Source organism: Streptomyces monashensis, assembly GCF_001866665.1.
Taxonomy (GTDB): Bacteria; Actinomycetota; Actinomycetes; order Streptomycetales; family Streptomycetaceae; genus Streptomyces; species Streptomyces monashensis.
Genome location: NZ_MLYO01000018.1, coordinates 124,173 through 145,271, shown reverse-complemented (window position 1 = coordinate 145,271; position 21,099 = coordinate 124,173). Strand labels below are relative to the sequence as shown.

Genomic DNA, 21,099 nt, shown 5'->3' with positions numbered 1-21,099 from the left:
GACGACCTGCTGGATCTGGCCTTCTTCGCCGATGTGCAGCGATCTCTCGCCTGGCGCATGGCGAACAGTTCCCGACCAGATCACTCACATTGATCAGGTCTGGGCCATGTCCACGAAGCGAGAGTAGTGGCCCTGGAAAGCGACCGTGATCGTGGCTGTCGGGCCGTTTCGGTGCTTGGCCACGATCAGGTCGGCCTCACCCGCGCGCGGGGACTCCTTCTCGTAGGCGTCCTCGCGGTGGAGCAGGATGACCATGTCGGCGTCCTGCTCGATGGAGCCGGACTCACGCAGGTCGGAGACCATCGGCTTCTTGTCCGTGCGCTGCTCGGGGCCACGGTTGAGCTGCGACAGCGCGATGACCGGGATCTCCAGCTCCTTGGCGAGGAGCTTGAGGTTACGGGACATGTCCGAGACCTCCTGCTGACGGCTCTCGGCGCGCTTGGAACCGCCGGACTGCATCAGCTGGAGGTAGTCGATGACGACCAGTCTGATGTCGTTGCGCTGTTTGAGACGGCGGCACTTGGCGCGGATCTCCATCATCGACAGGTTCGGCGAGTCGTCGATGAACAGCGGCGCGGCCGAGACGTCCGGCATACGGCGGGCGAGCCGGGTCCAGTCCTCGTCGGTCATCGTGCCGGAGCGCATGTGGTGCAGCGCGACGCGAGCCTCCGCGGACAGCAGACGCATCGCGATCTCGTTGCGGCCCATTTCGAGCGAGAAGATGACGCTCGGCAGATTGTGCTTGATCGAGGCGGCCCGCGCGAAGTCCAGCGCGAGCGTCGACTTACCCATGGCGGGGCGAGCCGCGATGACGATCATCTGGCCTGGATGCAAGCCGTTCGTCAGCGAGTCGAAGTCGGTGAACCCGGTCGGCACACCGGTCATCTCGCCGCTGCGCGAGCCGATCGCCTCGATCTCGTCGAGGGCGCCCTCCATGATGTCGCCGAGCGGCAGGTAGTCCTCACTGGTGCGCTGCTCGGTGACGGCGTAGATCTCGGCCTGGGCGCGGTTGACGATCTCGTCGACGTCGTCGTCGGCCGCGTATCCCATCTGCGTGATACGGGTGCCGGCCTCGACCAGGCGGCGCAGGACGGCGCGCTCGTGGACGATCTCCGCGTAGTACTCGGCGTTCGCCGCCGTCGGTACCGTCTGGACGAGCGTGTGCAGATACGACGCCCCGCCGACCTTGTTGATCTCGCCGCGCTTGGTGAGCTCGGCGGCGATGGTGATTGGGTCCGCCGGCTCGCCCTTGGCATAGATGTCCAGGATCGCCTGGTAGATCGTCTCGTGCGCGGGCTTGTAGAAATCGTGGCCCTTGAGGATCTCGACGACATCGGCGATGGCGTCCTTGGACAGCAGCATGCCGCCCAGCACCGACTGCTCGGCGTCCAGATCCTGCGGCGGCACCCGCTCGAAGGACGATCCGCCGCCGTCCCAGTCGCCGTTCTCCCGGCCCCGGTCGTGTTGTTCGCCACGACCCCGGCCTCCGTCGCTGCGGCGGCGCGAGGCGGGCAGACGATCACTGGGCCCGCTGTCGGCCCACGGATCGTCCAAGGGCTCGGAAATGCTCACCGAGCCACCTCCTCCCGTCCGCAGGGCGGACCTCGCCGTGTCCTCTTTTGTACGGCACGACACTGACAAATGAGAGGCCCAACTCCGGTTCTGATGCGTCGGGTTTGTGACGATTCCAGGGCCGCGGGAAAGACGCTTCCCAGGCCGAGAGAAGGAGCGGGCGCCGGACCACGGTAGGCCCCTCGGCACCGTCAGCCAATCTGGTTATCCACAGGCCATGTGGACGACAGCCCCGATGCTGTGGAGAACTCCCTGAAACCTGTGCACGACTCGGTGGACAGCTCTGTGAAAAAGCCCTCCAGTTCCTCGGGCAGAAGGCCGTGACCTGCACGTTTAGCATCCACCGGCTGTGCAGAAGAAAAACTTCCCCAGTCGGACCAAGATCGCTTCGAACACCGAACGAAAGGGCACGCCCCACCACGATGAGTAAGGGTCACAGCTGGATTGCATCTCTTACCTGTGGACGATTAGATTGGTGGTCATGACACAGGCTCCCGCGATACCCAGGGTCACCCGCCGCCGGCACGACCGAGAGATCATCGCGCTGGCCGTCCCGGCCTTCGGTGCACTCGTCGCCGAGCCTCTGTTCGTCATGGCGGACAGTGCGATCGTCGGCCACCTCGGCACCGTCCAGCTCGCCGGACTCGGCGTCGCCTCCGCCCTCCTCAGCACCGCCGTGAGCGTCTTCGTCTTCCTCGCCTACGCCACCACGGCCGCCGTGTCCCGGCGCGTAGGCTCGGGCGATCTATCGGCGGCCATTCGGCAGGGCATGGACGGCATCTGGCTGGCACTGCTGCTCGGTATCGGCGTCATCGCCATCGTCCTTCCCTTGGCACCCGGCATCGTGGACCTCTTCGGCGCTTCCACGACAGCGGCCCCGTACGCCACGACGTATCTGCGTATCTCCGCACTGGGTATCCCGGCCATGCTCATCGTCCTCGCCGCCACGGGTGTGCTCCGCGGACTCCAGGACACCAGGACCCCGCTCTACGTCGCCGTCGCCGGTTTCGTCGCCAACGGCGCCCTCAACGCGGGGCTCGTCTATGGCGCCGGGCTCGGCATCGCCGGTTCGGCCTGGGGAACCGTCATCGCCCAGTGTGGGATGGCGGCTGTCTATCTGGCCGTCGTCGTACGCGGGGCCCGTCGGCACGGCGCCTCCCTCCGCCCGGACGCCGTCGGCATCCGGTCCTCGGCCCAGGCCGGCGTGCCTCTTCTCATCCGCACGCTGTCCCTGCGGGCGATCCTCATGATCGCTACGGCGGTCGCGGCCCGCCTGGGCGACGCCGACATCGCCGCGCATCAGATCGTCCTGTCGCTGTGGAGCCTGCTCGCCTTCGCTCTGGACGCGATAGCGATCGCGGGACAGGCGATCATCGGCCGCTATCTCGGTGCGGACGATGCGCAGGGCGCGCGTGAGGCCTGCCGCCGCATGGTGCACTGGGGCATCGCGACCGGGGTCGTGCTCGGTGCTCTCGTGGTGGCCGCCCGTCCGCTCTTCCTCCCGCTGTTCACCGGCGACTCCGTGGTCAAGGACGCGGCACTGCCCGCGCTGTTGATGGTGGCGCTCTCGCAGCCGATCTGCGGGATCGTCTTCGTCCTGGACGGTGTCCTGATGGGCGCAGGGGACGGGCCGTATCTGGCAGGGGCCATGGTCGTCACCCTCACCGTGTTCGCTCCGGTGGCCCTGCTTGTCCCGGCGTTCGGCGGCGGTCTCACCGCGCTGTGGACGGCGATGACGCTGATGATGACGATCCGGCTGCTGACCCTGTGGCTGCGCTCCCGGTCGGGCCGCTGGATCGTGACGGGCGCGACCCGCTGACCTCGGACTGCCGCCCTCGGAGCAGCGACGGTTTCACGTGAAACATGACCCGGTGACCGTTCCGGACAGCGGAAAGGGGCCGCACCCCCGCGGGGGTGCGGCCCCTTTCACCGGCTCGAACGAGCGCAGCGATCACTCGGTGATCAGGCCGAGACGACCTCGATGTTGACCTTGGCGGCAACCTCGGGGTGCAGACGCACGGACGTCTCGTGGGCGCCCAGGGTCTTGATCGGGGAGGTCAGCTCGATACGACGCTTGTCGACCTCGGGGCCACCGGACGCCTTGATCGCGGAAGCGATATCGGCCGGGGTGACGGAACCGAAGAGACGACCGGAGTCGCCGGAGCGGACGGCCAGACGGACCTTGACGCCCTCGAGCTGGCCCTTGACCTGGTTGGCCTGCTCGATGGTCTGGATCTCGTGGATCTTGCGGGCGCGGCGGATCTGCTCGACGTCCTTCTCGCCACCCTTGGTCCAGCGGATCGCGAAGTTCCGCGGGATCAGGTAGTTGCGAGCGTAACCGTCCTTGACGTCGACGACGTCGCCAGCGGCACCGAGGCCAGAGACCTCGTGGGTGAGGATGATCTTCATGTGTCGGTCACCCTTCCCTTAGCGCGCGGTGGACGTGTAGGGCAGCAGCGCCATCTCACGGCTGTTCTTCACGGCCGTGGCGACGTCACGCTGGTGCTGGGTGCAGTTGCCGGTCACGCGGCGGGCACGGATCTTGCCGCGGTCGGAAATGAACTTCCGCAGCATGTTCGTGTCCTTGTAGTCCACGTACGTGACCTTGTCCTTGCAGAAAGCGCAGACCTTCTTCTTAGGCTTGCGCACAGGCGGCTTCGCCATGGTGTTTCTCCTGTGTGATCAAGAAGTGTGGATACGAGCCCTTTAGAAGGGGGGCTCGTCCGAGTAGCCGCCACCGCCGCCGGAGCCGGAGCCGGAACCACCGCCCCAGCCGCCGCCACCCTGCTGGTTGCCACCAGCGGGAGCGCCGGACGCCCACGGGTCGTCGGCCGGAGCGCCACCGCCCTGCTGACCGCCACCGGGGCCACCGCCCCAGCCGCCGCCCTGCTGGCCGCCACCGCCGCCGTAACCGCCCTGGCCACCGCGCCCGCCACCGCCGGAGGTCTTGGTGACCTTGGCCGTCGCGTTGCGCAGGCTGGGGCCGACTTCCTCGACGTCCAGCTCGTAGACCGTGCGCTTGACGCCGTCCCGGTCCTCGTAGGACCGCTGCTTCAGCCGGCCCTGCACGAGCACGCGCATGCCTCGCTGGAGCGACTCGGCGACGTTCTCCGCCGCCTGACGCCAGACCGAGCAGGTCAGGAAGAGGCTCTCGCCGTCCTTCCACTCGTTCGTCTGGCGGTCGAAGGTGCGGGGAGTGGACGCGACACGGAACTTCGCGACCGCCGCACCGGACGGGGTGAAGCGCAGCTCGGGGTCGTCGACAAGATTGCCGATGACCGTGATGACGGTCTCGCCTGCCATGGGGGAACCTCTCGGCGGGTTTGCTGCTCTGGCTGCTTGCTTGCTACTCGGATCCCGAGATCAGCTGAGCGGAAGGGCTCAGTGGGTCTCGGGGCGGAGGACCTTGGTCCGGAGGACCGACTCGTTCAGGTTCATCTGGCGGTCGAGCTCCTTGACGACCGCAGGCTCGGCCTGAAGGTCGATGACCGAGTAGATGCCCTCGGGCTTCTTCTTGATCTCGTACGAGAGACGACGACGGCCCCAGGTGTCGACCTTCTCCACCTTGCCGTTGCCCTCACGGACGACGGAGAGGAAGTTCTCGATCAGGGGGGCGACAGCGCGCTCCTCCAGATCGGGGTCGAGGATGACCATCACCTCGTAGTGACGCATGTGGAACCCACCTCCTTTGGACTCAGCGGCCACGGTCGTTCCGTGGCAGGAGGGTTGTGATGCGTACGCAACGGTATCGGCGACCACTGACAATCGGGGGCGCTGAGGCTCCCGCAGTGTTACCTGAACAGGCAGTGGGCAGACACCGGTGCAGACGGTACAGACTACCCGCACACCCGCTTCCGGTTGAAATCCGGGCGTGGAGGCCGTCACTCTGTACACGTCGGGTGTGTACGGCGCTACTATGCGCCGCCTTCCGCAGGAGGTGCCCATGGCACAGGTAATGCATCCCAACGTCGCCGGTTCCCTCTTCGCCACGGACGGCAAGACCCGTCCGCTCCAGGACGCACTGGCGGCGACCACGCTCGTCCTGGGTCTGCTGTCCTTCATCACGTCCTTCTTCCACAGCCTCCATCTGCTGACGTCGTGGGCAGGCCTCGTGGGCCTGCTCGTCGGCATCTACGGACAGTGGATCTCCGTGACCACGCGTGAGCGCTTCGCCCTGATCCTGGGGCTCGGCGCCTCCGGGATCGGTTTCCTGATCGGCATGGCACACGGCGGTCTCTTCGGCGGAGTCATCGGCAGCTGAGGCGGCCCGCCGGGATTAAGGTCCGTACGCCCAGTCGGGGCGCTCGCACGGCGCAGTAGGCTTCGGCGCGAGAGCCGGAGCCCCTGTACCCATGGGGACACACCAGCCCGAGGAGCGCCCCGAATGAGCCTGACCCTGAGGACCATCAGCCGCGAGCAGCATCTGGCATACATCCAGAGCCTGCCGGCGGCGAGCCACATGCAGGTCCCGGCCTGGGCCGACGTCAAGGCGGAGTGGCGCTCGGAGAACCTCGGCTGGTTCGACGAGCGCACGGGCGAGATGGTCGGCGCGGGCCTGGTCCTCTACCGACAGCTCCCCAAGATCAAGCGCTACCTCGCCTACCTGCCCGAGGGACCGGTCATCAACTGGTTCGCGCCGAATCTGGACGACTGGATCCAGCCGATGCTGGCGCACCTGAAGCAGCAGGGCGCGTTCTCGGTGAAGATGGGCCCGCCGGTGATCATCCGCCGCTGGAACGCGGAGACCATCAAGAAGGGCATCCAGGACCAGGACGTCAAGCGGCTGCGCGACATGGAGGCCGACTTCATCGAGCCGCGTGCCTTCGAGGTGGCCGACAAGCTGCGCCGTATGGGCTGGCAGCAGGGCGAGGACGGCGGCGCCGGCTTCGGTGACGTCCAGCCCCGCTACGTCTTCCAGGTGCCGTTGGCGAATCGTTCCCTGGAAGAGGTCCACAAGAACTTCAACCAGCTGTGGCGGCGCAACATCAAGAAGGCCGAGAAGGCCGGTGTCGAGGTGGTCCAGGGCGGCTACCAGGACCTGGCCGAGTGGCAGCGGCTGTACGAGATCACGGCCGTGCGCGACCACTTCCGGCCGCGCCCGCTGTCGTACTTCCAGCGCATGTGGTCGGCCCTCAACACCGAGGACCCGAACCGGATGCGGCTGTACTTCGCCCGGCACAACGGCGTGAACCTCTCCGCCGCGACGATGCTGATCGTCGGCGGGCACGTCTGGTACTCCTACGGCGCCTCCGACAACATCGGCCGTGAGGTCCGGCCCTCGAACGCGATGCAGTGGACGATGCTGCGCGACGCCTACGCGCTCGGCGCCACCGTCTACGACCTGCGCGGCATCTCGGACTCGCTGGACGAGACGGACCACCTGTTCGGCCTGATCCAGTTCAAGGTCGGCACGGGCGGGCAGGCCGCCGAGTACCTCGGCGAGTGGGACTTCCCGCTGAACAAGCTGCTCCACAAGGCGCTCGACATCTACATGTCGCGCCGTTGAGCCGCGGCCGTCTGATTCCATAGCCTTCACAGCTCAGACACCTCTGATCCACCGCAGCCACGAGAAAGGTCCCGGGTCCGGCCATGGCGCTCACGCTCTACGTCGACACCGCGCGCTGGCGGGCGCACCACAAGCACGTGCAGGAGCAGTTCCCGGGACTCGTCCCGGTCTGCAAGGGCAACGGCTACGGCTTCGGGCACGAGCGGCTGTCCGAGGAGGCCACGCGGCTGGGCTCCGATCTGCTCGCGGTCGGCACGACCTACGAGGCCGCACGCATCAAGGACTTCTTCGGCGGGGACCTGCTGGTGCTGACGCCGTACCGGCGCGGCGAGGAGCCGGTGCCGCTGCCCGACCGGGTGGTGCGCTCGGTGTCGTCGATCGACGGCGTGTACGGCCTCGTCGGCGCCCGTGTCGTCATCGAGGTGATGTCCTCGATGAAGCGGCACGGCATCAGCGAGCAGGACCTGCCGCAGCTGCACCAGGCCATAGAGAACGTCCGGCTGGAGGGCTTCGCCATCCATCTGCCGCTGGACCGCACCGACGGCTCGGACGCCGTCGAGGAGGTCATCGGCTGGATGGACCGGCTGCGCGCGGCCCGGCTGCCGTTGCACACGATGTTCGTCAGCCACCTCAAGGCCGACGAACTCGTCCGGCTCCAGCAGCAGTTCCCGCAGACCCGGTTCCGCGCCCGCATCGGCACGCGGCTGTGGCTGGGGGACCACGAGGCCACTGAGTACCGCGGTGCCGTCCTGGATGTCACGCGCGTGGCCAAGGGCGACCGGTTCGGCTACCGCCAGCAGAAGGCAGCCTCGGACGGCTACCTGGTGGTCGTGGCGGGCGGTACGTCGCACGGGGTGGGCCTGGAGGCCCCGAAGGCGCTGCACGGCGTCATGCCGCGCGCCAAGGGCGTCGCACGGGCCGGCCTCGCCACCGTCAACCGGAACCTTTCTCCGTTCGTCTGGGGCGGCAAGCAGCGCTGGTTCGCCGAGCCGCCGCACATGCAGGTGTCGATCCTGTTCGTGCCCTCGGACGCCCCGGAGCCAAAGGTCGGGGACGAGCTGGTGGCCCATCTGCGGCACACCACGACCCAGTTCGACCGCATCATGGACCGCTGAGCCCGGTCCCGGGACACCGAATCCCTTTCAGGACAGCGAGAGGGCCGTACCCGGCACCCGGGTACGGCCTGTTGCGTCAGCCCTTGACGGTGAGTTCGCTCAGAGCGAACGGCTCTCGGGGGAGGGCGGCACCGGCCTGCCCCAGTCCACCTGGGGCCCCTCGAAGTGAGCGGCGTGACGCGGCTCGTAGGCCGCCGCTCCGAGCACGAAGACGTCCTCCGCGCCGTCGAGCACCCCGCCCGAGGGATCGTCGTCACCGGACCGGCGCACCACGTCCCGCTCCGGCATGAGAATGTCCCGTACGACGACGGCGCACAGGTACAGCGTGCCCGCCAGGTGCAGCACGATCGCCCAGTGGTAGCCGAGCGTCGGCAGTCCCTTGTGGGCGTCTCCGCTGGTCGTGTACGCGAGGTACATCCAGATGCCCAGGAAGTACGCCGTCTCGCACGCCTGCCAGATCAGGAAGTCGCGCCACTTGGGCCGGGCGAGGACCGCCAGCGGCACCAGCCACAGGACGTACTGCGGGGAGTAGACCTTGTTGGTGACGATGAACACCGCCACCACCAGGAAGGCCAGTTGCGCGAAGCGCGGCCGGCGCGGGGCGGTGAACGTCAGCACGGCGATACCCAGGCAGCACAGCACCACCAGCACGGTGGCGGCGGTGTTCACGAAGCCCGTGGAGGGCGGGTTGCTGGAGTTCTGCGCCCAGATCAGCCAGAAGGAGCCGAAGTCGACGCCCCGTTCCTGGCTGAACGTGTAGAACTTCGACCAGCCCTCGAAGGCGAACAGCATCACCGGCAGGTTCACCACGAGCCAGGCGAGCACCGTGCTGATCGTGGCCTGGACGAACTCCCGCCACTTGCCGGCCCGCCAGCACAGCACGAACAGGGGACCGAGCAGGAAGATCGGATAGAGCTTGGCGGCCGTGGCGAGGCCCAGGAGGACACCGAAGGCGACGGGACGGCTGCGGGACCACATCAGCATCGCGGCGGCCGTGAGCGCCACCGCCAGCAGGTCCCAGTTGACGGTGGCGGTCAGCAGGACGGCGGGCGCCAGGGCGACCAGAAGGCCGTCCCAGGGCCGCCGGCGGTGGGTGCGGGCCACGCAGACGGCGATGACGACCGCGCACACCAGCAGCATCCCGGCGTTGACGAACCAGTACCACTGCTCCTGGTACTGAATGGTGCCGCTGTGCGGGGTGAGCCAGGAGGCCACCTCCATGAACACGCCTGTCAGCACCGGGTACTCGAGGTAGCCCATGCCGCCGGACATGTCGTCCGGGAGCTTGTCGAAGTACGGCACGAGATGGTCGGCGAACCCGCGCCCCTGGTAGAGGTGCGGGATGTCCGAATAGCAGGCCTTCGTGTACTGGCTGCTCGCGCCGAAGAACCAGGCACTGTGGTAACAGGGCGCCTTCTGGACCAGGCCGAGGGCGAACATGCCGATCGCCACGAGCGCGACGACTCGTACGGGCGTCCACCAGGACACGCCGAGCAGGGCCCGCCGTCCGATGGGGCCGCCGATCAGCTCGCTGCCGGCCGCGGCGACCTCGTCCTCCCTGGTCGGCGGCACCAGTTCCGCCGTGGCGGGCCGCACCGGCTCGGGCTCGTGCACGCCCGCGGGCGTCATCTCTGCACTGGGCATGGGGCACATCCTGCCGTACCTGCCTAGGAAAAAACCGAGGGCCGCCGCACCTCGTGGGTGCGGCGGCCCATGTTTCACGTGAAACACCCGTGGTGGACGAAATGGCCACCAACCGGTCCGGGTCGACTGCTAGCCATTGGGGCCGGCGAAGATGCCTCCGTTGCCGTTGCCTCGCGTGTTGCCGTTGCCGGTCGTATCGGTGGGTGTGGGGGACGGAGAGGTTCCTCCGGTGGTGCCACCCGTGTCCGTGCCGCCGGTGCCGTTGCTATTGCCGTCACAGGGGTTGCCCCAGTTCCACTGGCAGGTGTCGCTCGCCGACGGAGACGGGGAGGTGTTCGTCGCGCTCGGCGTCGGGCTCGGCGACTGGGTCGCGCTCGGGCTCGGCGTGATGCTCGGGCTCGGAGTCGGAGTCGGGGCGCCCGCCTCGTCCTGGACCTTGCCGATCTCGGTGGCGTTCGGGAAGCCGTTGTCGTTGGCGTTCTTCAACGCTGTCTTCATGTACTCGGTCCACACCGACGTGGGGATGTCACCACCGTGGATCGACTCGACCCCGGCTGTGCCGTTCATGGACAGCAGCTCATGGTCCTTCGGGTTCTCACGGAACATCGCCACCGAGGTGGACAGCTGCTGGGTGTAGCCGACGAACCAGGCCGACTTGTTGCTGTCGGTGGTACCGGTCTTGCCTGCCGCCGTCCGGCCCAGGGCCTTGGCGTTCTCACCCGTACCGTTCTGGATCACGTTCTGGAGGACATCCGTGACGTTGTTCGCCACGTTCTCGGGCATCGCCGTGCTGACCTTCGGTTTGGTGAAGCCCTGCAGCTCCTGGCCGTCCTTCTTCACGGCGGTCACCGAGTACGGATCAACGTGCTGCCCCGAGGCGGCGAACGTCGAGTAGGCGTCGGCCATGCGGATCGCGCTCGGGGTCGACGTACCGATGGAGAAGGACGGGTTGAGGGTGGAGAAGCTGTCCCTGAGGATGCCGGAAGCCTGCGCGACGTCCCGGACATGCGTCAGCCCCACATCCATACCGAGCTGGACGAACGGAGTGTTGACGGACTGCTCCATCGCCTTGCGCAGCGAGATGTAGCCCCACTTGTAGTCACTCTCGTTGCGCTGGTAGAAGACCGAGTTGTCCTTCGTCAGCACCGGGCTGCCGTCGTTGTTGAGCACCTTGAGATGGTCGTTGCCGTTGTACTTGCTCAGCGGCGAGAGACCCTCCCCACCGGTCCGGTACGTGCCGTACTCCATCGCCGCGGCGAGCACGAACGGCTTCCACGTCGAACCGACCGGGACGCCGGAGGTGTCGGCGTTGTTCGTGAAGTGGCCGTTCTCGTAGCCGTCACCGCCGTACAGGGCGACGATCGCGCCGTCCTTGGGCTTCACCGACGCCGCACCGAACTGGACGTACTTGTCCAGATCACGCTTCTTCGGGTCGATGCGCTCTTTCTGGACCTTTTTCACGGCCGCTGCCAGCGCGTTGACCTTGTCCTTCTCGAAGGTCGTCTGGATCTGGTAGCCACCCTGGTCGAACTGCGTCTCGGTGATGTCGGAGTGCGCGAGGACGTACTTCTTCGCCGTGTCCACCAGGTAGCTGATCTGGCCGGTCATGCCCTTGGTCGCCTTGCGGCCGTCGGGCACGGGGTACTGCTTGGTGGCCTGCTGGAACTGCGCGTCGGTGAGGTGGTGGTCGTTGTGCATCTGCTCGAGGATCCACCCCCAGCGGTCCTTCGAACGCTGCGTGTTCGCCTGCTGGGTCGCCGACGGGTCGAGGTCCGCGTTGCCGGCCGGGTCGAAGTACGTCGGGCCCTTCAGCAGCGCCGCGAGTACCGCGCACTCGCCCGGCGTCAGGTCCTTCGCATCCTTGCCGTAGTACGTCTGCGCCGCCGCCTGAATGCCGTAGGCGCCACGGCCGAAGTACGAGGTGTTCAGGTAGCCCTGAAGGATCTGCTGCTTGGAGAGCTTCGTCCCCACCTTGATGGAGATGAACATCTCCTTGAACTTGCGGGTGATGGTCTGCTGCTGGCTCAGGTAGGTGTTCTTCACGTACTGCTGGGTGATCGTCGAGCCGCCCTGGGTCTGGCCGCCCCGCGCCATGTTGACCACGGCGCGCAGGAGTCCCTGGGGGTCGACGCCCGAGTCCTGGTAGAAGCTCTTGTTCTCGGCCGAGATCACGGCCCACTGCATCGCTTCGGGAATCTGGGCGATGTTGACGTTCTGCCGGTTGACGCCGGTGCCCGTGGCCACCATCTGCGTGCCGTCGGCCCAGTAGTAGACGTTGTTCTGGGACTTGGCCGCCGCGTTCTCGTCGGGCACGGAGACCATCGCGTAGCCGACGCCTACCAGCGCGACCAGGCTGCCGACGAAGCCGATGAACATCCCGGTGACAAGCTTCCAGGAGGGCATCCAGCGGCGCCATCCGTACTTGCCGGACCGGGGGTAGTCGATGAATCTCTTCTTGCCGGGCGCGGTCGACACGCGGCCCCTGCCGCGCCCCGGACCGCTGGGACCACCGGGGCCGCCGCCCCGGCCGCCCGGGCCTGTGTTGTCGGCGCCTCTGCGGCGGCTGCCTCTCTGCGCCGCGCGACGGGCCTCGGCCCGACCGCCGTAGGAACGCTCCTCACCTCCCGGGCCGCTGTCCGACCCATAGGAACCAGACTCGTAGGAGTCGGCAGGAGACCCGGTGGCGCCACGCGGTGCCGCACGGCGGCCGGGGGACGAGCCGGACTGACCACGTCGGGCCGCGGCACGTCCGCCTCCCTGCGGCTGCGGCGGTTTGCGACGGTGCTCGCTCATCGAACGATTACTCCTCGGGCAGGCGCACCCGTGCGCGCCTGGAACGGCGGCTGGTTTCCGGTCCCCCCGGAGTACGGATGTGGTCGGTCCTGCATTCACCCGTACCGCACCGGGGACGACGACGCTCCCCAGACGTCACTCGGTTCCCGGCGATGTGCATGCCGCACAGACTACGCACCGCCAAAACCCGCTGAGCCCTGAAGTTCACCCCAAAACAGGCAACCTGCATCGGATGAATCGGTGATGTGATCCCGTTCACCGTCGTCCCTCTTGTCGCCTGCCGAAGGCCGTTCTATCGTCATGATGTATCGAGTCGATACATCAGCGCGAGATAAAGATGCTGAGAGGCACTGCGAGACCCGCGGGAGCGAGCTGCGGGACCGAGAGGAGGCGACGATGAGCCGACGTTCCGGCATCCTCGAGTTCGCCGTGCTCGGCCTGCTGCGCGAGTCCCCAATGCACGGCTACGAGCTGCGCAAACGCCTCAACACGTCCCTTGGGGTGTTCCGTGCGTTCAGCTACGGGACCCTGTATCCGTGCCTCAAGACGCTGGTCGCGAGCGGCTGGTTGATCGAGGAACCGGGCAACACCCATGAGGACGCGCTCACCGCTCCGCTCGCCGGACGCCGCGCCAAGATCGTCTATCGGCTGACGGCGGAGGGGAAGGAACACTTCGAGGAGCTGCTCTCGCAGACCGGCCCCGACGCCTACGAGGACGAGCACTTCGCCGCACGGTTCGCCTTCTTCGGGCAGACGTCGCGCGATGTGCGCATGCGCGTGCTGGAAGGTCGGCGCAGCCGCCTGGAGGAGCGCCTGGAGAAGATGCGCGCCTCCCTGGCGCGCACGCGGGAGCGCCTCGACGACTACACACTTGAGCTCCAGCGCCACGGGATGGAGTCCGTGGAGCGCGAAGTGCGCTGGCTGAACGAGCTCATCGAGAGCGAGCGGGCGGGGCGGGACCTGAAGGGTTCCACGTCCCGGGGAGCCGCTCCGCAGGACACCACCACTGGATCGACGGGCGGCCTGCCCCGTGCCGGGGACACCCCCCGGACGGATACGCCCGGCGACACCGCCACGTGAGTCCCAGTCAGGGCCTCACTCGTACACACAGGGAGCAACCGGAATGGGTTCGGTTCGCGTAGCCGTCGTCGGCGTGGGCAACTGCGCCGCGTCGCTGGTGCAGGGAGTCGAGTACTACAAGGACGCCGACGCGGCGTCCAAGGTCCCCGGCCTGATGCATGTGCAGTTCGGTGACTACCACGTGCGCGACATCGAGTTCGTCGCCGCGTTCGACGTCGACGCCAAGAAGGTCGGCCTCGACCTCGCGGACGCGATCGGCGCCTCCGAGAACAACACCATCAAGATCTGCGACGTGCCCACGTCCGGTGTCACCGTCCAGCGCGGCCACACCCTCGACGGCCTCGGCAAGTACTACCGCCAGACCATCGAGGAGTCCGAGGCCGAGCCGGTCGACGTCGTTCAGATCCTGAAGGACAAGCAGGTCGACGTCCTGGTCTGCTACCTGCCCGTGGGCTCCGAGGACGCGGCGAAGTTCTACGCCCAGTGCGCCATCGACGCCAAGGTCGCCTTCGTCAACGCCCTCCCGGTCTTCATCGCCGGCACCAAGGAGTGGGCGGACAAGTTCACCGAGGCCGGTGTGCCGATCGTCGGTGACGACATCAAGTCCCAGGTCGGCGCCACCATCACGCACCGCGTCATGGCGAAGCTGTTCGAGGACCGCGGTGTCATCCTGGACCGCACCATGCAGCTGAACGTCGGCGGCAACATGGACTTCAAGAACATGCTCGAACGCGAGCGCCTGGAGTCCAAGAAGATCTCCAAGACGCAGGCCGTCACCTCCCAGATCCCCGACCGGGACCTCGGCGAGAAGAACGTCCACATCGGCCCGTCCGACTACGTGGCCTGGCTGGACGACCGCAAGTGGGCCTACGTCCGCCTCGAGGGCCGCGCCTTCGGTGACGTCCCGCTGAACCTGGAGTACAAGCTCGAGGTGTGGGACTCCCCGAACTCCGCAGGTGTCATCATCGACGCCCTGCGGGCCGCGAAGATCGCCAAGGACCGCGGCATCGGCGGCCCGATCCTGTCGGCGTCCTCGTACTTCATGAAGTCCCCGCCGGTCCAGTACTTCGACGACGAGGCCCGCGAGAACGTCGAGAAGTTCATCCGCGGCGAGGTCGAGCGCTAGAGCGCCGACGCGACCGCTCGCACGCAAACGCTCCTGCCAGGGCTGTGAAGGTCCCCGGGTTTACCGACCCGGGGACCTTCCGCATATGTGAGGCTGGGCAGCATGCCCGTCGTGCGTGACCTGCGCGTCCTGCTGTGTCTTCGGTACTTCCGACGCCTGCTGTACGTCCGCCTGCTCTCCCAGGGTGCCGACGGCGTCTATCAGGTGGCGCTCGCCGCGTACGTCGTCTTCTCGCCGGAGAAACAGACCTCGGCCACGGCGATCGCCTCGGCGATGGCCGTGCTGCTGCTCCCCTATTCACTGGTCGGCCCGTTCGCGGGTGTCCTGCTGGACCGCTGGCGGCGCCGGCAGGTCTTCGTGTACGGCAATCTGCTGCGCTCGCTGCTGGCCGCGATCACCGCCGTGCTGATGCTCGGCCATGTCCCGGACTGGCTCTTCTATGTCTCCGCGCTGTGCGTCACGGCCGTCAACCGCTTCGTCCTCGCCGGGCTGTCCGCGTCCCTGCCCCGCGTGGTGGACACCGAGCGCCTGGTGCTGGCCAACTCCATCTCCCCGACGGCCGGAACACTCGCCGCGACGGCAGGCGCCGGCCTGGCCTTCGCCGTACGGCTCGTGGCGTCGGACTCCGACGCCGCGGTGGTCCTGCTGGGCGCACTCCTCTATCTCTGTGCGGGCCTGACCTCCCTGAGTCTGCCCCGGGCACTTCTCGGGCCCGACCGGCATCCGGCACGGCCACGGCTGCGCAGCGCGCTGGCCGACACGGCACGGGATCTGGTGGCGGCCGTCCGGCACCTCGCCGCACCCCGGCGCAGAGAAGCCGCCTGGGCACTGGCCGCGATGACGCTGATGCGCTTCTGCTACGGCGCCCTGCTGGTCCTGCTGCTCATGCTCTGCCGGTACGCCCTCTCCAGCAGTCCCGAGGAGGGGCTGCGGCTGCTCGGGCTGGTGCTCGCGGTTTCAGGGGCGGGATTCTTCGCGGCGGCCGTGGTGACCCCCGTGGCGGCGGGACGGCTCGGCCCCGGTCGCTGGATCGTGGCATGCTCCGCCGCGGCGGCAGTGCTGGTACCGGCCCTCGGCCTGCCCTTCGCCATCTGGCCGCTCCTGGTCGCCGCCTTCATGCTGGGCCTGATCACCCAGGGCGCCAAGATCGCCACGGACACGATCGTGCAGTCCTCGGTGGACGACGGCTTCCGCGGACGCGTGTTCTCCGTGTACGACGTGCTGTTCAACGTGGCCTTCGTCGGGGCGGCCGGGGTGGCTGCCCTGATGCTGCCCCCGGACGGCCGCTCGGCGACGCTGGTCGTCACAGTCGCTCTCCTCTACGGAGCGGTTGCTGTCGCTATGGGGCGCTTTGAACGCCGGTGAGTGTCACATCAGGGCCACAGAGTTCCCCTGGGCTACAGGAGTGTCAATGCGGCCCGGTAGCTTACGTGCGTCTTACGCGCCACTTATGTGCGCTGCTCACTCATCTCTTTCTTCATAGGGGGACCCACACGTGACGACTCCGCCGCCCCAGGGCCAGAACCCGTTCGCACAGGGCCAGCAGGCGTACGGCCAGCCCCAGGCGCCGTACCCGCCGCAGGGCGGCCAGCCTCAGGCGCCGTACCCGCCGCAGGGCGGCTACCCGCAGCAGCCGGGCCAGCCCGGATTCCCCCAGCAGGGCATGGCGCCGTACGCGCCGGTGCCTCCCCAGCGGCCGAAGCGCAGCGCCCGGCAGTACATCCGCATCATCGGCGGCGTCGTCGGCCTCATCGTCATCGTCGGCGGCTGGTACTTCAACAAGCCCGACGACACCCAGAAGCTGGCTGTCGGTGACTGCCTGACGAACAAGGGAAGCGACAAAGACCCGAAGATCGAGAAGCTGGGTTGCAGCGACCCGAAGGCGGACTACAAGGTGCTCAAGAAGGACGGCAGCACCAGCATGGCCATGCTCGCCTGCCAGTCGGTTCAGGGGACGACCGCGGCCATCGAGTGGAAGGAAGGCAGCGACTCCTTCGTCCTCTGCCTGGGAGACAACAAGTAAGCGCGTGAACGTGCGAAGGGGCGGTGTTTCACGTGAAACACCGCCCCACACCGTTCTCCGAAGGCCGTGCGGGGTCATGTTTCACGTGAAACATGACCCCGCACGGCTCCCTCAGCCCTGCTCGATCCACCACTTCTTGAGCGCCGCCACCGCCGCGTCGTGCTCCATCGGGCCGTTGTCCAGGCGCAGCTCCAGCAGGTATTTGTACGCCTTGCCGATGGCCGGGCCAGGGCCGACGCCCAGGATCTCCATGATCTGGTTGCCGTCCAGGTCGGGGCGGATCGCGTCCAGCTCCTCCTGCTTCTGAAGCTGGGCGATGCGCTCCTCGAGACCGTCGTAGGCCCGGGACAGCGCGGACGCCTTCCGCTTGTTACGGGTGGTGCAGTCCGATCGGGTCAGCTTGTGCAGACGGTCCAGCAGCGGTCCCGCATCACGGACATAGCGACGGACCGCGGAGTCCGTCCACTCGCCGGTGCCGTAGCCGTGGAAGCGCAGATGCAGCTCGACCAGCCGCGAGACGTCCTTCACCAGCTCATTGGAGTACTTCAGGGCAGCCATGCGCTTCTTGGTCATCTTGGCGCCGACCACCTCGTGATGGTGGAACGAGACCCGGCCGTCCTTCTCGAAGCGGCGGGTGCGCGGCTTGCCGATGTCGTGCAGCAGAGCGGCAAGCCGGAGCGTGAGATCGGGCCCCTCATGCTCCAGCGCGATCGCCTGCTCCAGGACGATCAGCGTGTGCTCGTAGACGTCCTTGTGCCGGTGGTGCTCGTCCCGCTCCAGGCGCAGCGCCGGCAGCTCGGGCAGCACATGGTCGGCCAGCCCGGTATCGACGAGCAGGGCCAGGCCCTCGCGGGGGTGCGCGGAGAGGATCAGCTTGTTCAGCTCGTCCCGGACCCGCTCGGCCGAGACGATCTCGATACGCTCGGCCATGTCCGTCATCGCGGCGACGACCTCGGGGGCGACCGCGAAATCCAGCTGCGCGGCGAAGCGGGCGGCCCGCATCATCCGCAGCGGATCGTCCGAGAACGACTCCTCGGGCGTGCCCGGCGTCCGCAGCACCCGTGCGGCCAGGTCCTCCAGGCCGCCGTGCGGGTCGACGAACTCCTTCTGTGGCAGCGCCACGGCCATCGCGTTGACCGTGAAGTCCCGGCGGACCAGGTCCTCCTCGATGGAGTCGCCGTACGACACCTCGGGCTTGCGCGAGGTGCGGTCGTACGCCTCCGACCGATAGGTGGTCACCTCGATCTGGTAGCCGTCCTTCTGCGCACCGACCGTGCCGAAGGCGATGCCCACCTCCCAGACGGCGTCCGCCCAGGGCCGGACGATCTTCAGTACGTCCTCGGGGCGGGCGTCGGTGGTGAAGTCCAGGTCGTTGCCGAGCCGGCCGAGCAGCGCGTCGCGCACCGACCCGCCGACCAGGGCGAGGGAGAACCCCGCTTCCTGGAATCGGCGGGCGAGATCGTCGGCGACGGGGGCCACCCGCAGCAGTTCGGCGACCGCGCGCTGCTGCGCCTGGCTCAGGGCGGAGGGAGTGTCTTCGTTGGGGTTCGGCACAACAGAAGAGGGTACGTGCCCCGGCGACCAGGGGGGTCCTCGATTTCATCCAGGGGCGCCCCGGTGAAGATCGCAGGACCGACCGGTGAAAGCGGCCCGGACAGCTTCCGGCATACCTGCGCAAGGACCACTCTTGCGGCGTTCAGAAGCTGTCCACTCGATACTGGATATAGAGGACAGGTCGCCGGAGTTCTTCGATCTTGTGACGGGCACCGCGGCACTTCCGCTCTCCACGCCTCGTTACCATGCGTGGACGCACATTCCGACGACCACTGACGACGAGGGACGGGCGAGCGTGGCCGAGGCGGCTGACTTCCAGGCAACCAGTGCCTCCCCTGCCCGCCGCTGGGTGCGGCGCGCCGGAGCGCTGCTCGCCGGAGCGCCGCTGCTGGCCGGTCTGCTCCAGCTGCCCGTCGCTGCGCCCGCCCAGGCCGCTTCCTCGGGCACGGTGTCCGTCGCCCTGGACACGCTCACCCCGAGCGCCCCCAGCGACAGCGACACGCTGACCGTGTCCGGCACGGTCACCAACAACGGCAAGCAGTCCGTCACCGATGCCCACGTGGGCCTGCGGGTAGGCCCCATGGTGACCACCCGCTCGGAGATCGACAGCATCGCCCAGCACTCCGCCGACCCGCTGAGTGCCACCGGGGCCGAGGTCGGCGGGAAGTACGTGGAGAAGTTCGCCAAGCTGGACCCGGGCGTCGCCGAGCACTTCAGCATCTCCGTCCCGGTGAACAAGCTCGACCTCGGCGCGGACGGTGTCTACGAATTCGGGGTCTCCCTGTCCGGCCAGACCCCCGCCCAGCCCTGGGACCAGGTGCTCGGCGTCCAGCAGACATTCCTGCCGTGGCAGCCGTCCGACGCCGGCACCAAGACGAAGACGACGCTCCTGTGGCCGCTGATCTCCACGGTCCACATGACGGCCAAGACGGGCGCCGGCGAACTGCAGACGCCGGTGTTCCTCAACGACGACCTGGTCAAGGAGCTGGCTCCGGGCGGCCGGCTGGCCCAGATGGTGGATCTCGGCAAAGATCTCGACGTCACCTGGGTGATCGACCCAGACCTGCTGGCCTCCGTGGACGCGATGGCGACCGGCAACTACCGGCTCCCCGGGGGCAACGGCACGACCACACCCGGCCCGAAGGCACACCAAGCGGTCGCCAAGCAGTGGCTGGCGGACCTCCAGAACGCGGTGGCGGGCAAGGAGGTTGTAGCGCTGCCGTTCGGCGACCCGGATCTGGCGTCCCTCGCGCACAACGGCACCAGCGTCACCGGCTCGCTCAGCCACCTCAAGGACGCTACCGACGTGGCCGCCACCACCGTCAAGACCGTGCTTCACGTCACACCGAGCACGGACTTCGCCTGGCCGGCTGAGGGCGCCGTGGACCCGTCGATCATGAAGGTCGCGACGTCCGCGGGAGCCGACCGGGTGATCGCCCGCAGCGACAGCCTCCAGGAGACCGCCGGGCTGTCGTACACGCCCTCCGCCGCCCGCCCGGTCGGCGGCGGCACCACCGCGGTGGTCTCCGACGCCCGGCTGTCCACGGCCTTCGAGGGCGACCTGACCAAGGCCGACACCTCGACGCTGGCCGTGCAGCAGTTCCTGGCACAGAGCCTTGAGGTGAACGCCCAGACCGACGAGCAGCGCAGCATCGTCGTCGCCCCGCAGCGGATGCCCACGGCGAGCCAGGCCCAGGCTATGGCGACGGCGCTGAAGGCGCTCGACGGTGCGACCTGGTCACAGTCCCAGGACCTCACCTCGGCGGCGAAGGCCAAGCCGGACCCGAACGCCACCACGCAGATCCCCTCCACGCAGTCCTACCCGTCCTCGCTGCGCAAGCAGGAACTGCCTGTGTCGGCGTTCCAGCAGATCGCGCGCACCCAGGACGAGCTCGACAACTTCCAGGTGGTCCTCACCGACCGTTCCCGCGTCGTCACGCCCTTCGGGCGGGCCATAAACCGTGAGATGTCCACGTCGTGGCGTGGCAGGAGCGGGGACGCGGACAGCTTCCGCGGCGGCGTGGAGGGATGGCTCGACGATCTGGCCGCCCAGGTCAAACTGATCGACAAGTCGGAGACCAAGCTCTCCGGCCGCAGCGCCACGATCCCGGTAACCGTCCAGAACAATCTCGTCCAGCCCGTCGGCCACCTGATCCTGCGCCTCACCTCGTCCAACCCCACGCGTCTGAAGATCGGCGGCAAGGCCTACTCCGAACAGCCGGTGGAGATCTCCGGCGGGCACAGCCAGTCCGTGAAGTTCGCCACCGCGGCCAACGCCAACGGCCGGGTCACGGTCGTCGCCCAGCTGTACACCGAGGACGGCCAGGAGTACGGCGACGCCGTCAGCTTCGACGTGAAGGTCACCGAGGTCACGCCCACCGTGATGCTGGTCATCGGCGGCGGCGTGCTGCTCCTCGTCCTCGCGGGATTCCGTATGTACACCCAGCGCAAGCGCGCGGCCGCCCGGCAGGCCGACGAGGACGGGCCGGACGCGGCAGGGGAGGCCGGCGACGGACCCGGGAACCCCGACGCGCCCTCGGATCGTCTCCCGCAGGAACCCGGTGATTCCGGCCCCGCCACGAGGGCGGGCGACCCGGAGCAGCCGAGTGACCCTGCGCCGGACACCGCTCCGGAAAACGCCGACCCGTCCGGGACGGGTGAGAGAGTGGACCGTTGAGCGATGTCG

General features: G+C 67.9%; 17 protein-coding genes. 9 read left to right on the top strand and 8 right to left on the bottom strand.

Features of this window, described 5'->3' with window-relative positions; all coding sequences use genetic code 11:
- Positions 1-93: 93 nt before the first annotated feature.
- Positions 94-1,572: a replicative DNA helicase gene (dnaB, locus tag BIV23_RS10775; RefSeq protein ID WP_071380566.1), complete on the bottom strand. Its 1,479-nt coding sequence runs from the start codon at positions 1,570-1,572 to the stop codon at positions 94-96.
- A gap of 481 nt (positions 1,573-2,053) precedes the next feature.
- On the opposite strand from dnaB, the gene BIV23_RS10770 reads away from it, so the two are divergent.
- Entirely contained in the window at positions 2,054-3,391 is a 1,338-nt protein-coding gene (locus tag BIV23_RS10770; protein WP_071380704.1) for an MATE family efflux transporter, read from the top strand.
- A 143-nt stretch (positions 3,392-3,534) separates the two neighbouring features.
- On the opposite strand, the gene rplI is transcribed toward BIV23_RS10770, so the two are convergent.
- The 4 genes from rplI to rpsF form a co-directional block, all read right to left on the bottom strand.
- A complete protein-coding gene (rplI, locus tag BIV23_RS10765) occupies positions 3,535-3,981 on the bottom strand; it encodes a 50S ribosomal protein L9 (protein ID WP_071380565.1) in 447 nt (148 codons plus the stop codon).
- 18 nt (positions 3,982-3,999) lie between these two features.
- Positions 4,000-4,236, bottom strand: a complete 237-nt coding sequence (gene rpsR / locus BIV23_RS10760; protein WP_003949403.1) for a 30S ribosomal protein S18 — start codon at positions 4,234-4,236, stop codon at positions 4,000-4,002.
- 42 nt (positions 4,237-4,278) lie between these two features.
- A complete protein-coding gene (locus tag BIV23_RS10755; protein WP_071380564.1) occupies positions 4,279-4,875 on the bottom strand; it encodes a single-stranded DNA-binding protein in 597 nt (198 codons plus the stop codon).
- Between the two features lie 78 nt (positions 4,876-4,953).
- Positions 4,954-5,244 carry a 30S ribosomal protein S6 gene (rpsF, locus tag BIV23_RS10750; protein WP_005482942.1) on the bottom strand — a complete coding sequence of 97 codons (291 nt, stop codon included), beginning with the start codon at positions 5,242-5,244 and terminating at the stop codon, positions 4,954-4,956.
- Positions 5,245-5,515: 271 nt separating this feature from the next.
- On the opposite strand from rpsF, the gene BIV23_RS10745 reads away from it, so the two are divergent.
- The 3 genes from BIV23_RS10745 to BIV23_RS10735 all read left to right on the top strand — a co-directional run bounded on the left by BIV23_RS10745 (position 5,516) and on the right by BIV23_RS10735 (position 8,193).
- A complete protein-coding gene (locus tag BIV23_RS10745; protein WP_071380563.1) occupies positions 5,516-5,833 on the top strand; it encodes a hypothetical protein in 318 nt (105 codons plus the stop codon).
- A 123-nt stretch (positions 5,834-5,956) separates the two neighbouring features.
- Positions 5,957-7,078 (top strand): peptidoglycan bridge formation glycyltransferase FemX, encoded by a 1,122-nt coding sequence (femX, locus tag BIV23_RS10740; RefSeq protein WP_071374928.1) that lies wholly within the window; start codon positions 5,957-5,959, stop codon positions 7,076-7,078.
- An 83-nt stretch (positions 7,079-7,161) separates the two neighbouring features.
- Complete coding sequence (locus tag BIV23_RS10735; protein ID WP_071374927.1) at positions 7,162-8,193, top strand: alanine racemase; 1,032 nt, start codon at positions 7,162-7,164, stop codon at positions 8,191-8,193.
- 99 nt (positions 8,194-8,292) lie between these two features.
- On the opposite strand, the gene BIV23_RS10730 is transcribed toward BIV23_RS10735, so the two are convergent.
- Both BIV23_RS10730 and BIV23_RS10725 read right to left on the bottom strand, forming a co-directional pair.
- Positions 8,293-9,837, bottom strand: coding sequence for a glycosyltransferase family 87 protein (locus tag BIV23_RS10730; protein WP_177239836.1), 1,545 nt, complete (start codon positions 9,835-9,837; stop codon positions 8,293-8,295).
- 129 nt (positions 9,838-9,966) lie between these two features.
- The gene (locus BIV23_RS10725) at positions 9,967-12,240 is read right to left on the bottom strand and encodes a transglycosylase domain-containing protein (protein WP_071380702.1); all 2,274 of its coding nucleotides are present in this window, start codon (positions 12,238-12,240) and stop codon (positions 9,967-9,969) included.
- Between the two features lie 786 nt (positions 12,241-13,026).
- On the opposite strand from BIV23_RS10725, the gene BIV23_RS10720 reads away from it, so the two are divergent.
- From BIV23_RS10720 to BIV23_RS10705, 4 genes are all read left to right on the top strand, one after another.
- A complete protein-coding gene (locus BIV23_RS10720; RefSeq protein WP_071380562.1) occupies positions 13,027-13,710 on the top strand; it encodes a PadR family transcriptional regulator in 684 nt (227 codons plus the stop codon).
- Positions 13,711-13,753: 43 nt separating this feature from the next.
- Complete coding sequence (locus tag BIV23_RS10715) at positions 13,754-14,836, top strand: inositol-3-phosphate synthase (RefSeq protein WP_071380561.1); 1,083 nt, start codon at positions 13,754-13,756, stop codon at positions 14,834-14,836.
- A 102-nt stretch (positions 14,837-14,938) separates the two neighbouring features.
- Positions 14,939-16,201, top strand: a complete 1,263-nt coding sequence (locus tag BIV23_RS10710; RefSeq protein WP_071380701.1) for an MFS transporter — start codon at positions 14,939-14,941, stop codon at positions 16,199-16,201.
- A 130-nt stretch (positions 16,202-16,331) separates the two neighbouring features.
- Entirely contained in the window at positions 16,332-16,859 is a 528-nt protein-coding gene (locus tag BIV23_RS10705) for an LppU/SCO3897 family protein (protein ID WP_071380560.1), read from the top strand.
- Positions 16,860-16,970: 111 nt separating this feature from the next.
- On the opposite strand, the gene BIV23_RS10700 is transcribed toward BIV23_RS10705, so the two are convergent.
- Complete coding sequence (locus BIV23_RS10700) at positions 16,971-18,413, bottom strand: CCA tRNA nucleotidyltransferase (protein ID WP_071380559.1); 1,443 nt, start codon at positions 18,411-18,413, stop codon at positions 16,971-16,973.
- 295 nt (positions 18,414-18,708) lie between these two features.
- On the opposite strand from BIV23_RS10700, the gene BIV23_RS10695 reads away from it, so the two are divergent.
- Positions 18,709-21,090: a DUF6049 family protein gene (locus BIV23_RS10695; RefSeq protein WP_071380558.1), complete on the top strand. Its 2,382-nt coding sequence runs from the start codon at positions 18,709-18,711 to the stop codon at positions 21,088-21,090.
- The last annotated feature ends 9 nt before the right edge of the window (positions 21,091-21,099 follow it).